This is a genomic window from Chryseobacterium aahli, assembly GCF_022699665.1.
Classification (GTDB): domain Bacteria; phylum Bacteroidota; class Bacteroidia; order Flavobacteriales; family Weeksellaceae; genus Chryseobacterium; species Chryseobacterium aahli.
In genome coordinates, this window is the sequence record NZ_JALDNB010000005.1 from 1 (window position 1) to 13,271 (window position 13,271).

The following is a 13,271-nucleotide window of genomic DNA, read 5'->3' on the forward strand; positions in this document are numbered from 1 at the left end:
CCATATACAACCTTTAGGGTGGTTTTAGCGGTGGGGCTCACCTGTTCCCATTCCGAACACAGAAGTTAAGCCCACCAGCGCCGATGGTACTGCGAAAGCGGGAGAGTAGGTCGCCGCCAGTTTTTTTTAAATCCTCAATCATTTACTTGATTGAGGATTTTTTTTTGTCCTAAACCTGACCTAAACCTTAGAATCTAAGTTTAAAGCTAGCTAACTAACTAACTAACTAACTAACTAACTAACTAACTAACTAACTAACTAACTAACCTTTAGAAGCCTCATGCATGGATTTGTAGGAGACTTTTCTTGTTCTGAATTTTAGAAATTGAGGTAAAAGTAAAAGAACTTAAGTGTTTAGCTTTTGGAAACAACTACACGTCTTGGAAAATTATATATTGTAATTGTTTTAAGATGATTCATAAGCTTCATTTTAATATGAATACAAGATAATTTTTATTCATATTAAAATACCCACACAAATGTAATTTTGAATATTCATCATTCATCATTCATCATTCATCAAAATCAAGCTTTGAAAATAAAAAAAATCATTGTTTTTTTGACAGATAATCAAAGAATGTAGTCACCCCTAGCCCAGATCGCAACGGCATCCTTTTTTGTTATCCGGTAAAAGCACGGGCACAAAAAAGATATAGTGCAGAGCTGGATCAAGCTCCTGGAATTTGAAAATGTTTGTTTTTAAAGAATTATTTGAAATTCAAAATATTATTTTCGCACTTCATCAAGTCAATTATTTACATTAAATTAATAAAAAAATCAGGATAGAAAAATCTACCCTGATTAAATATTTTAATGTAATTCTAATTAAGAATACATTTTTTCTCTCAGTTCTTTAATCTTTTTATCTGCGAGATATTCATCGTAAGTTGTTTCTCTGTCGATTATTCCTTTTGGTGTCAATTCAACGATTCTGTTACAAACTGTTTGTAGCATTTCGTGGTCATGAGACGATAATAGAAGATTTCCTTTGAAGTTTGACAATGAGTTGTTCAATGTTGTAATACTTTCAAGGTCTAAGTGGTTGGTAGGCTCATCTAATAACAATACGTTGGCTTTCTGAAGCATCATTCTGCTGAACATACATCTCATTTTTTCACCTCCGGAAAGTACCTTACAAGACTTTAAAGCTTCGTCTCCTGAGAATAGCATTCTTCCTAAAAATCCTCTCATAAATTCTTCGTGACGTTCTTCATCATTTTTGGTAAATTGTCTCAACCAATCTACTAAATTGATGTCTTCTTGGAAGAAAGTTGTGTTATCCAAAGGCATATGAGATTGGTTTGTCGTAACTCCCCATGCTACATTTCCTTTGTCTGCCTGATTATTTCCAGCTAAAATTTCAAAAAATTCTGTAATTGCTAAAGAGTTTTTTGAAATGATGGCAACTTTATCTCCTTTTTTAAGATTTAAATCAATGTTTGAGAACAATAATTCTCCGTCTTTTGTCTTTTCTAGACCTTTAACATCTAAAATCTGATCTCCAACTTCTCTTTCCATTTCGAAAATAATTGCGGGATACCTTCTTGAAGATGGTTTAATATCATCGATGTTCAATTTATCGATCATTTTCTTTCTTGCGGTTGCTTGTTTAGCTTTCGCAACGTTTGAACTAAATCTTGCGATGAAATCCTGAAGTTCTTTTTTCTTCTCCTCTGCTTTTTTGTTAGCCTGAGCTCTTTGTCTTGTCGCTAATTGTGAAGCCTGATACCAGAAAGAGTAGTTACCTGTATAAAGGTTTAATTTAGCATAATCTAAATCTCCGATGTGTGTACAAACGGTATCTAAGAAGTGACGGTCGTGAGATACAACGATTACTGTATTTTCATAATCTGCCAAGAAATCTTCTAACCAAGCGATGGTGTCGATATCCAAGTCATTCGTAGGTTCATCCAAAATCAATACATCAGGATTTCCGAAAAGCGCCTGAGCCAAAAGAACTTTTACTTTGTCTTTATTCTCAAGTTCACTCATCATTTGCCAGTGCATATCGTCCTTAATGCCTACATTAGAAAGCATGGTTTGCGCATCAGATTCTGAGTTCCATCCACCCATTTCTTCGTAGACAACACCAAGCTCACCTGCTTTGATTCCGTCTGCATCAGAGAAGTCTTCTTTGGCATACAAAGCATCCATCTCTTCTTTTATCTCGAATAATTTCTTATTTCCTCTTAAAACAGCTTCAAGAACTGTAAATTGATCATATGCAAAGTGATCCTGTTCCAAAACTGACATTCTTTTCCCTGGTTCCAGAGATATGTGTCCTGTAGTTGGATCTTGCTTTCCTGTTAGTATTTTAAGGAATGTAGACTTTCCTGCTCCATTTGCTCCGATGATCCCATAGCAGTTTCCTTTGGTAAACATAATGTTTACTTCGTCAAAAAGAACTCTTTTCCCAAATTGTAAAGATAAGTTAGATACTGTTAACATATAGTTTGTAAATTTGGCGCAAAATTACGAAAAGAAATCGGGTATTTATAATATTGTAATACTCAAGTTTTTAATGTAAGGTAATTTTGTATATTACATTAATGAAATTTTAGATATGAAGATCGAAAAAACAGTTAATATATTTAACAGAAGAGCGCGTTTTGAATATGAATTTATTGAAGAATTGGAGGCCGGAATGGTGCTTACCGGAACCGAAATAAAATCTTTACGTTCTTCTAAAGCATCAATCACAGAAGCCTTCTGTCAGTTTATTGATGGGGAATTGTATATCATTAACATGATGATTGATGAGTATAAATTAGGAACTTTTTACAATCATAAAACAAAAAGGGAACGAAAGTTGCTGTTGCACAAAAGAGAATTGTTAAAACTCGAAAAAAAACTCAAAGATGCAGGTAACACGATTATACCTTTAAAATTATATATCAACGATAAAGGCAAAGCTAAAGTGCTGATAGCGTTGGGAAGGGGGAAAAAGCTTTTTGATAAGAGAGAAGCAATAAAAGATAGAGAAAGTAAACGAACCCTCGATAGAATATTAAAGAAAAGTTAAAAATCATCCTGAAAACTTTGTTTATAAAGAAAAATTATATTTATTTTGCAATATCAATTATTTAATCATTTAATTCTATGAAAAATCTAAAATTAGGAATTTCAGCATTGGCGCTTACTGTTGCCTCTACTGTGTTCGCTCAGACTACCAACAACCCGTGGTTGATCGGAGTTGGTGCTCACGCAGAGAACCATAAAGCACAGGCAGGTAACTTCAGTAATACGTTCTCTGCTACAAATTTGACGAAGACTATGTTCAACATGAACAACTTCTCAATCACTCCACCATTATCTAAACTTACTGTTGCGAGAAACATCGGTAAAGGTTTGGTAATCGACTGGCAGACTACTGTTGGTAACGTAGATAACCAAAGATTTAACATGGGTAAAGAGTTCATGTTAATGACTGGTCTTGGTTTCCAAGCTAAAGCTGCAGGTCTACTTTGGAATGAAGAGTCTTGGTTTGATCCATATTTAAGAGTAGGTGCTAACTACCTTAGACATGATTACACTGCTCTTACTTTCCCAAGAACTGACTGGACAGGTGAAACTGTATCTAACGGTGACGGAGGTAACGAAAACGGTAAAGCTAATCACTTTGCAGTTGCTACAGGTGCTGGTGTGAACTTCTGGTTGACTAAGAACTTTGGTCTTGGTGTACAAGGAGATTACGTTTCAACTCCTGGTGACAAATCAAGTGTTGCTAACTTTTGGCAAGCTTCTGCTTCTTTGAACTTTAGATTCGGAAACAGAGACAGAGATAAGGATGGTATCTTAGATAAAGACGATTTATGTCCAGATACACCAGGTTTACCAGAATTCCAAGGATGTCCTGATACTGACGGAGATGGAGTTCCAGATAAAGACGATCAGTGTCCAGATGTTGCTGGTCCAGTTGAAAACAACGGTTGTCCTTGGCCAGATACTGATGGAGATGGTATTATCGACAAAGATGATGCTTGTCCTACAGTTGCTGGTCCTGCAGAAAACAATGGTTGTCCTTGGCCAGATACAGATAACGATGGTATCTTAGATAAAGATGATGCTTGTCCTACTGTTCCTGGAGTTCCAGAATTTAACGGATGTCCTCCTCCAGTTAAACCAAAAACTGTTGATGTAGTTACTGAAGAATTAAAAGAAATTTTATTCAACTTCAACAAAGCTACTATCAGACCAGAATCTAGCGGTAGATTAGATAAAGCTGCTATGATTATTAAAGATGCTCCTGCTGAAAACTTTGTCGTTGTTGGTATGACAGATAAAAAAGGTAGTGATTCTTACAACTTGAATCTTTCTAAGCAAAGAGCTGCTTCTGTAGTTGCTGCTTTAGAAGCTAGAGGTGTAAACCCAGTAATCTTGAAGTCAATTGGTATCGGTGAGCAAGAAGCTCAAGTTCCAGAAACGGCTACAGATGCTGAAAGAATGAGCGATAGAAAAGTTATCGTAAGAGCAGTATCAGGTTCTGAATGGGAAACTATGAAGAAAAATGATATGACTGTTTCTAAGCCAGTTAAAAAAGCTCCAGCTAAGAAAAAAGCTGCTGCTAAAAAGAAAAAATAATTAATTTTTCTAAATAATAAATACCTCCAGATTTTTCTGGGGGTATTTTTTTTGTTGTTGATTTTGAGTAATTTTGTGAAAATTTAAAATATAAAATGGGAAGAGCATTTGAATATAGAAAAGCTTCGAAAATGGCACGTTGGGATAAAATGGCCAAAACTTTTTCTAAAATTGGTAAAGATATTGCCTTAGCGGTAAAAGCTGGCGGTCCTGATGCGGAAGCAAATCCGGCATTGAGAAGATGCATCCAAAATGCAAAGGGTGCCAACATGCCTAAAGATAATGTAGAGAGAGCTATCAAGAAAGCAAGTGGTGCTGATGCTGAGAACTATGAAGAGATCAATTATGAAGGTTACGGACAAGGTGGCGTTGCATTTTTTGTTGAATGCACTACGAATAATACCACAAGAACTGTTGCCAACGTAAGAGCGATTTTCAACAAGTTTGATGGTAACTTAGGAAAGAATGGTGAATTGGCTTTTATTTTTGATAGAAAAGGAATTTTCAGTATCGATTTGTCGCAGATTAAAATGGATTGGGACGACTTTGAAATGGAAATGATTGACGCTGGAGCTGAAGATGTAGAAAAAGATGATGAGGAAGTGATGATTACGACAGCATTCGAAGATTTCGGATCATTGTCTCATAAATTAGATGAATTGAAAATTGAAGTGAAAATTGCAGAACTTCAAAGAATTCCAAACAATATTAAAGAAGTGACAGCAGAACAGTTTAAAGCCAATATGAAAATGCTTGACCGTTTTGAAGAAGATGATGATGTACAAAACGTATATCACAATATGGAAATTACAGATGAGTTGCTTGGCTCACTATAAAAATAATGTGATTATCCGTCTGCGACTAATAATTTTTGCCACGAATACACGAATTATCAAATCTTGAATCCATTAGAAATTTCTTCAAAGGAAAATAGCAAGATTGCATTTGTATATTCGTGGCTATTTTATGCCTATCAGTAGCTGAGAGTCATAAAAATAATATAGCATTCATATACAATTCATTTTCATGTAGTTTCTTTGCATAAAATCATATTTGAATCGTTATTGATTTAATAGAATCGATAATGAAAATATTTATTTGATTATAAAGCAGTCTGCAAATGAAAAGAAACGTTGAATTGGTTGTCATTTCGGATGTACACTTGGGAACTTACGGATGTAAAGCTAAAGAACTGTTGAGATATCTTAATTCTATTCAACCGAAAACATTAGTTTTAAATGGTGATATCATTGATATCTGGCAGTTCAAAAAGTCTTACTTCCCTAAGCCTCATTTAAAAGTGATAAAAAAAATCATTTCATTTGCCACAAAAACTACGGATGTATACTACATCACTGGCAATCACGATGAAATGTTCAGAAAGTTTACCGATTTTGAATTGGGTAAGCTAAAAGTCATTAATAAACTTTGCTTAAATTTAAACGAAAAGAAAACCTGGATTTTTCACGGTGATGTTTTTGATGCATCTGTGCAGCATTCAAAATGGATTGCGAAACTTGGCGGAAAAGGCTATGATCTTTTAATTGTGATTAATAATGTTGTGAATTGGTTTTTAGATAAAATGGGTAAAGAAAAATATTCATTTTCAAAAAAGATCAAAAACAACGTTAAAAAAGCGGTTAAATATATTGGAGATTTTGAATTAACAGCTTCTGAGCTGGCTATTGATAATGGATATGACTTTGTAATATGCGGGCACATTCATCAGCCGCAAATCCGTGAGGTTGTTACTAAAAAAGGTTCATGTACCTATTTAAATTCAGGTGATTGGATTGAGAATCTTTCCGCTTTAGAATACAATGATGGCGAATGGAAAATCTTTCATTATGAAGAGCACCAACATTTGTTGAAAGACGATGAAACCGAAGAAATTCAGGATATGAATAATTCTGATCTTTTAAAAATAGTTACTCAATTTACTTAATTTGAAATCGAGAACAATTCAAATATTCTTGATCCGAAAATATTTTTATTTGAGGATTTCATTTGACCACATGAAAATAGTAAACATTTATAGATGAAAATTTTATACGCTTTTCAAGGAACAGGAAACGGCCATGTTGCGAGAGCTCAGGAGATCATTCCTATTTTAAAAAAATATGCATCTGTAGATACATTGATAAGTGGTCATCAATCACAGTTAAAAACAGATTTTCCTATAGATTTCAAACATCGTGGAGTCTCACTTCTCTATAATAAAACAGGTGGGATTTCATATAAAAAGATTCTTTTTGAAAATAATTTCCTCGAAGCCATCAATACAATCAGACAAATTGAGTTGAGTCAATATGATTTGATTATTAATGATTACGAACCGCTTACAGGATGGGCTTGTAAATTGAGAAATTTAAAAATGCTTGAGTTAAGCCATCAGGCATCAATGAGTTTTAAGGAAACGCCAAAACCCAACAAGAAAGATTTCTTTGGTGAAATGGTTTTAAAACATTACTGTCCGAGTAAAGATAAAATAGGGTTTCATTTTGACACATATCATTCTCAAATCAAAAAGCCTGTTATTAGAAGAAAAATCAGAAATTTAAATCCTGCCAAAAAAGGATTTTACGTGGTTTATCTTCCCAGTTTTTCTGATGAAAATATCACGAAAGTTTTAAATCAGATTCCTGTTGAGTGGAAAGTCTTTTCGAAGTATACTAAAATTCACAGTAAAACAGACAATATTGAAATTTATCCGATTGACGAAACTCATTTCTTAGAATGTTTTGAAAGTTGTGAAGGAATACTTTGTAATGCAGGTTTTGAAGGTCCTGCCGAAGCACTTTTCATGGATAAAAAATTATTTGTAATCCCTATTCACAATCAATATGAACAGGAATGTAATGCCTGCGCTTTAGACAAAATGGGAATTCCCAATTCTAAAATCCTGAATGTGAAGGAAATTAGAAATTGGGTACATTCTGATATTCATTTTAAAGTAAATTATCCTGACGATATTGAGGACATTATTCTAAATGAAGTATTAACGTTCTAAAAGAATATCTTCCACATCATTCATTCTTTTCATTACTGATCTGGCGTACGAACAGTGTGGATAAACGTTCCATTTGTTTTCTCTAGAAAATTTAATGGCTTCTTCCACCAAGTATTTTCCCATTCCACGACCTTCAAATTCGGGGTGAACGAGTACAAATGAAATAATCAGCTTATTCTCTTCCGGAAAGATCGTGTAGGTTAATCTTCCCACTTCTTTGATCTCGTTGCTGAGGGTAATCACTCCGCCGTTTCCTGATTTATTATTTTCGAATTGCATACGTTTGATTTTGTTTTAAAATTTACAAAAATTGAACCGATTTGTAGACTACTAATTTTCTTGGCACTAATTGACGAATATTCATAACACAAATCAGATTAAAAATTCGTTTGAATAAAACAATTAATTCGTAACGAAATTTCAAGCTAATCTTTCCCTGTGTAATAGTTGTAATCTTTGATGACAACTCCAATAAACTGTCTTTCGGTCATTTTTGTCGGGTCAACTTCCAATTTTAAAATGCCTTTTATTTTGTCAGAAAGTTTGGTAATGATTTGTCGGTCATCAATTTTTAAAGCTTTCAAATAATTGTCTTTAATAATTCTCATGTCATTATCGCTCAAACCAATCACTTGTGGGAAAGTAGGAATGTAATCAGTCTGAAGATTTTCTAAAATAGTATGGGAAATATTGATGTTATTTTTTAATGAAATCACAGCGGTTCCGGCAGCAATATCACCAAAACGTTGGTTGTTTTTGGTAACAATCATCGTAATGAAGCCAACAATCAGAACAGAAACATCAATCACTCGGAAAACCCAGCGAATCAGATAATCTCCAAAGCTTGCCTGATAACCATCAATTTTCACCACACGAATTTTCATCACTTTTTTACCAAGAGTTTGTCCTTCCATTAAACTTTCTAAAACAACGGGATAGATAACCGTCGGGAAAAGAAGAATGCTGTAAACAGCGCCTTGTGACCAGTAATCAAGATCATTTAGAATGTATCCCAAATCAAAAACGCTGAAAAAAAGATACAAAATAGCAATGCCGTAAGCAATCTTAATCACAGAATCGATGAGGAAGGCAAGAAATCTTTCACCAATACTTGAAATGTTAAAGTTAATATTTACATTTTGTGAGGTATTAATCGCAATTTGAGACATAATTTTTATTATTTTAGCCTTACAATTATGAGAGAAGTTTATTTTATTAAACAAAATAAAGAAAAATGGTTGGGAATCGAACAGGTTATTCAAGGGAAAATTAAAAAAAATCCTGACGACCTGTCTTCACTGTATATTAATCTGATTAATGACCTTTCTTTTGCCCAGACGTATTACCCGAAAAGTAATACGACGGTTTACCTTAACCACCTTTCATCTCAGATTTTCCAGAAAATTTATAAGACAAAAAGAGTTGAAGAAAACAGAATGCTGTATTTTTTCAAGACTGAAGTTCCGCTTTTGGTGTATCAGTACAGAAGATATTTGATGTACGCTTTTATATTTTTCATCCTCTTTACTTCGATGGGCGTTTTGTCGGCGATTTACGATAAAGATTTTGCCAATATTATTTTGGGTGAATCTTATGTAAATACGACCATCGAAAATATCAAAGCAGGGAATGCCGTCGGAGTTTATCAAAGCGGTTCGACGTGGGGAAGTACGATAGGAATTACCTTAAATAACATTGGCGTTGGTGCAAAAATGTACCTCTACGGAATTTTTGGAGGGATTGGTTCTTTGTATGTTCTTCTTTCCAATTCTGTGATGTTGGGCTCATTTCAGTACTTTTTTTACGATTATGGGGCTTTAAAAGACAGTGCAAGAGGAATTTGGTTGCATGGAGTTTTTGAAATATTTGCAATGGTTGTAGAAGCGATGTGCGGACTGATCTTGGGAACATCCATACTTTTTCCAAAAACGTTGTCGAGATTTGAATCTTTAAAGATTGGATTGAAAGATTCATTTAAAATATTTTTAAGCACCATTCCATTCACCATCTGTGCGGGAATTATTGAAGGATATGTTACAAGACACGCTTTAAAAATGCCCGAATTTTTAAATTTAATCATCATCTTCGGATGTTTAACCATCATAGGATTCTACTATTTTGTTTATCCTTTTATCGTTAATAAAAAACTAAATAACGCAATGACAGCCCATGATGCAGTTTTATAAAAATAGAGATTTCGGAACTTTCATCAGCGACAGTTTCGGATTTTTTAGATTATACGGTAAAAATTATTTTAAAAACTATATTCTTCTGAATGGGCTTTTGCTTATTCTGATGGTTGTTGTGGTGATCTTCGGTTACAGAGAACTTTTGATGCAGATTTTCGGGTCGAATATGAGTGGAAATAGTTCTTACCTTGAAAATTATTTTGAAGACAATCTTGGGATGTTTATCGTTGTCGGTTTACTGACGTTTGTCCTCTTCGTTGTTTTGATGATTGTCAATTATCTGTATCCTGTTTTTTATCTAAAAAGATTGGCGGCTGGTGAAACAAAAATCAGCATGGATAATATTTTAAATGACTTTAAAAACAATAGTAAGAAAATTGCAATTCTTTGTTTAGGGATGATTTTTATTGTTACTCCACCTGCTTTTATTGTTTTGGGGGTTTCGTATGCATTGGTTCTCGTTTTGATTGGAATTCCAATTATGTTATTTGTTTTTCCGACGGTGATGAATATTGTGAATTTTCTGATGTACGATGTCTTCAACAGCAACAGAGGTTTCTTTGAGAGTTTAAGCTATTCTATCCGCGCCCAGTTTTCTTACGCTAACGGAAGAGAAAAATCTCCGTATTGGAAATATTGGGGTGCCACGCTGGTTCTATTTATCATCATGTATGTAATTACCACCATTTTTACGATGATTCCGATGATTATATTTTTTGCAACGATGATGACGACAGAACCTGATGGTAACTTTGAACAAAATCCGTTCTCAGGAACAATGGGAATATTGTTTTTTGTGATGTACGGATTTTCATTGTTGGTTTCATTTTTCCTTTCCAATTTAATGTATGTGAATTCCGGCTTGATCTATTACGACAGCAGAAGAGATCTTCATCAGCAGGTAGAATTGGCAGAAATAGATACGATTGGCAGCAATGAATAAATTCTTGTTCTTCATATTGTTTCTATTTTCTTTTGGGTTCTCAAATGCCCAAGATCTAGACAGCACAGTTGTTTATGATGATTATTATGAAGAATCTTATGAAGACTCTTTGAGTACTGGGCATTATAAAAATATGTATCCTGCAGATTCTGTTTTGCTTCAAAATCCTGTTTCTGAAAATAAAGTTTATCCTAAAAAATTTAAAGAAAACATAAAGTCGAGATACAAAGGTGAAGAGTTTGATTATTCCACTTCCAAACCTCGAGAATCTTTCTGGGAAAAGTTGATGAAGAAAGTTCTGAAAATCATACAGAGTATTTTCGGAGAGACAAGTTTAGAAAGTTCGGCACAGATTACAACGGTTATTATTCGTCTTTTTGCAATTATTCTGGTTGGTTTTCTGTTGTATTTTATCGTTAAATTTATCATCGGCAGAAATGGAAATTTCATTTTTGGGAAGAGAAATAAAAAAGTCATCATCAATGAGGAGGAACTTCATGAGAACATCCATGAAATCAATTTCCCTGAAAGCATTGCTACTTTTGAACGCACAAAAGATTACCGTTCGGCAGTTCGTTATCAGTTTTTATATATTCTGAAAAAGCTCAGCGACAAAAAACTCATCCTTTGGAATCTTGAAAAAACAAATAAAGATTACGTGGCAGAATTGAAAGCTCCGAATTTAAAAAACGAATTTTCAAATCTCTCTTATATTTTCGATTATGTTTGGTATGGTGAATTTAGCATCGATGAGCAGAGTTATGCAAAATTTAAAGAACAATATCAGTCATTCAAACCTTAATTAAATTTTAAAATGAACAAAACTTTCAAAATATATGCTTTAATTTTCATCATTATCATGGTGATTTTGGCATTGTTTGAAATTAACAAAAAAGAAGTTGTAGACTGGCGGAAAAATTTTGATGTGAATGAAAAATCGCCTTTTGGATTATACGTTTTTAATCAAGAAGTCAAAGATTTATTTAAAAATAATCTTAAAAAAATAGACGTTACAGCATACGATTATTACAATCAAAATAAAAAGAAACCGCATAATATTCTTGTGATTGAAAGTGATATCGACATCCAATCCTGGAAGAAAATTCTTGATGAAGTTTCAAATGGTTCTAATGCAATGCTGATTATGAGCAAAATGCCGAAAGAAATCTCAGACAGTATTGGTTTTTATGATTCTCAGATTTCATTTGAAGACAAAAATGTTCTTAAGCTTACGGATAAAAAGTACCAGAATGATTTTATAAAATTGGATAAATTTCCGTCAGGGAGAGGTTTTTCTTATATCAAGCCAGAAGTTCAGCCTCTAGGAAAAACGGTTGAAGATGAAAATACAGACCAAGTTAATTTCATTAAAACAAAATTCGGTAAAGGAACTATTTATGCGCATTGCGAGCCACTTTTTTTAACCAATTACTATCTTTTACAATCTGGAAATACAAAATATGCTCAGGATGTTTTTTCATATCTTGATGATAAAGAAACATTGTGGTTTGTTGAAGCAAATACGAAAGAGTCCCGATTTTTTATGCGATTTATTTTAGGAAATCCAGCCTTGAAATATGCATGGTGGCTTTTGTTGGGCGGACTGATCTTGTTTATTTTTTTTAATGCAAAAAGAAAGCAGCGTATCGTTCCGATTTTAGAGCCATTAAAAAATACCTCCGTCGATTTTGTGAAAAGTATTGGAAACCTCTATCTTCAGGAAGGCGATTTTCATGATATGATGGCGAAAAAAGCGCAGTATTTTCTCAACAAAGTAAGATTGGATTTATTGATTGATACCCAGAATTTAGACGAAGAATTTGCAAAAAAGCTTCAGTTGAAAACCGGTAAAAATATTGAATTGATTAATGAAGCTGTTGTTTTAATAAAGAAAGCCCAAGATCCTTACGCAAGTGTGATGAAGGAAGATCTGGCAAGAATGAATAAGATTTTAGATGATATTTTAAAGTAATCTAAAAATGGCGAGCTCCGTAGGAGCGGAATGTTTGTAGATCAAACAGATAATTTTAAATTGAACTCCGTAGGAGTGATACAAAAATGGCAAATACTTATATTCAGATTTATATTCAATTTATCTTCGCTGTAAAGGGAAGGCAAAATCTGATTGCTCCTTCAAATAGAGAAGTTTTACAAAGATATATGTCTGGAATTATTGAAAATAGTAGTCAAAAACTCTTGGCTGTTTATGCAAATCCAGACCATGTTCATATTCTTGTAGGCTTTAAGAGTTTGAATCTGAAAATTTCAGATTTTGTGCGAGACATTAAATCAAATTCTTCAAGATTTATTAATGAACAAAAATGGCTAAATGGAAAATTTAACTGGCAGGAAGGTTATGGTGCATTTTCATATTCTAAAAGTCAGATTGATAAAGTTGTTAATTATATTCTTAATCAGGAAGAACATCATAAAAAGAGAAGTTTTAAAGAAGAGTATCTTGAACTTTTAAATAAATTTGAAATACAATACGAGGAAAAATATGTGTTTGAATTTTATGACGGTTAAAAATGCCGCTCCTACGGAGCTC

General features: G+C 33.5%; 13 protein-coding genes and 1 rRNA gene. 11 read left to right on the plus strand and 3 right to left on the minus strand.

Annotation, left to right across the window (positions count from 1 at the left end; all coding sequences use genetic code 11):
- Positions 1–14 precede the first annotated feature (14 nt).
- Positions 15–122 (plus strand): 5S ribosomal RNA (gene rrf / locus MQX03_RS10295).
- Between the two features lie 703 nt (positions 123–825).
- Here the strand turns inward: rrf and MQX03_RS10300 are convergent.
- Entirely contained in the window at positions 826–2,448 is a 1,623-nt protein-coding gene (locus tag MQX03_RS10300; RefSeq protein WP_129535076.1) for an ABC-F family ATP-binding cassette domain-containing protein, read from the minus strand.
- A gap of 115 nt (positions 2,449–2,563) precedes the next feature.
- Between MQX03_RS10300 and smpB the strand changes: the two genes are divergently transcribed.
- The 5 genes from smpB to MQX03_RS10325 all read left to right on the plus strand — a co-directional run bounded on the left by smpB (position 2,564) and on the right by MQX03_RS10325 (position 7,591).
- Positions 2,564–3,022 (plus strand): SsrA-binding protein SmpB, encoded by a 459-nt coding sequence (gene smpB / locus MQX03_RS10305; RefSeq protein WP_129535075.1) that lies wholly within the window; start codon positions 2,564–2,566, stop codon positions 3,020–3,022.
- 77 nt (positions 3,023–3,099) lie between these two features.
- Positions 3,100–4,581, plus strand: a complete 1,482-nt coding sequence (locus tag MQX03_RS10310) for an OmpA family protein (protein ID WP_242802958.1) — start codon at positions 3,100–3,102, stop codon at positions 4,579–4,581.
- A gap of 95 nt (positions 4,582–4,676) precedes the next feature.
- Positions 4,677–5,417 (plus strand): YebC/PmpR family DNA-binding transcriptional regulator, encoded by a 741-nt coding sequence (locus MQX03_RS10315; RefSeq protein ID WP_242802960.1) that lies wholly within the window; start codon positions 4,677–4,679, stop codon positions 5,415–5,417.
- A gap of 284 nt (positions 5,418–5,701) precedes the next feature.
- A complete protein-coding gene (locus tag MQX03_RS10320; RefSeq protein WP_129535072.1) occupies positions 5,702–6,526 on the plus strand; it encodes a UDP-2,3-diacylglucosamine diphosphatase in 825 nt (274 codons plus the stop codon).
- A 93-nt stretch (positions 6,527–6,619) separates the two neighbouring features.
- Positions 6,620–7,591 (plus strand): glycosyltransferase family protein, encoded by a 972-nt coding sequence (locus tag MQX03_RS10325; protein ID WP_242802962.1) that lies wholly within the window; start codon positions 6,620–6,622, stop codon positions 7,589–7,591.
- Here MQX03_RS10325 and MQX03_RS10330 read toward each other — a convergent pair.
- Both MQX03_RS10330 and MQX03_RS10335 read right to left on the minus strand, forming a co-directional pair.
- Positions 7,580–7,870 (minus strand): GNAT family N-acetyltransferase, encoded by a 291-nt coding sequence (locus tag MQX03_RS10330; protein WP_129535070.1) that lies wholly within the window; start codon positions 7,868–7,870, stop codon positions 7,580–7,582. The genes MQX03_RS10325 and MQX03_RS10330 overlap by 12 nt on opposite strands.
- Before the next feature lie 146 nt (positions 7,871–8,016).
- Entirely contained in the window at positions 8,017–8,760 is a 744-nt protein-coding gene (locus tag MQX03_RS10335) for an RDD family protein (protein ID WP_242802964.1), read from the minus strand.
- Between the two features lie 27 nt (positions 8,761–8,787).
- Here MQX03_RS10335 and MQX03_RS10340 point away from each other — a divergent pair, with 27 nt between their 5' ends.
- The 5 genes from MQX03_RS10340 (at position 8,788) to tnpA (ending at position 13,249) form a co-directional block, all read left to right on the plus strand.
- On the plus strand, positions 8,788–9,777 hold the full coding sequence (locus MQX03_RS10340) for a stage II sporulation protein M (protein ID WP_242802966.1): 990 nt from the start codon (positions 8,788–8,790) through the stop codon (positions 9,775–9,777).
- Positions 9,761–10,723: a DUF4013 domain-containing protein gene (locus MQX03_RS10345; RefSeq protein ID WP_242802967.1), complete on the plus strand. Its 963-nt coding sequence runs from the start codon at positions 9,761–9,763 to the stop codon at positions 10,721–10,723. Before MQX03_RS10340 ends, MQX03_RS10345 begins: the two co-directional genes overlap by 17 nt.
- Positions 10,716–11,525 carry a DUF4129 domain-containing protein gene (locus MQX03_RS10350; RefSeq protein WP_242802969.1) on the plus strand — a complete coding sequence of 270 codons (810 nt, stop codon included), beginning with the start codon at positions 10,716–10,718 and terminating at the stop codon, positions 11,523–11,525. The genes MQX03_RS10345 and MQX03_RS10350 overlap by 8 nt, the downstream gene beginning before the upstream one ends.
- 12 nt (positions 11,526–11,537) lie before the next feature.
- The gene (locus tag MQX03_RS10355) at positions 11,538–12,695 is read left to right on the plus strand and encodes a DUF4350 domain-containing protein (RefSeq protein WP_242802971.1); all 1,158 of its coding nucleotides are present in this window, start codon (positions 11,538–11,540) and stop codon (positions 12,693–12,695) included.
- An 86-nt stretch (positions 12,696–12,781) separates the two neighbouring features.
- Entirely contained in the window at positions 12,782–13,249 is a 468-nt protein-coding gene (gene tnpA / locus MQX03_RS10360; protein WP_242802973.1) for an IS200/IS605 family transposase, read from the plus strand.
- Positions 13,250–13,271: the final 22 nt, after the last annotated feature.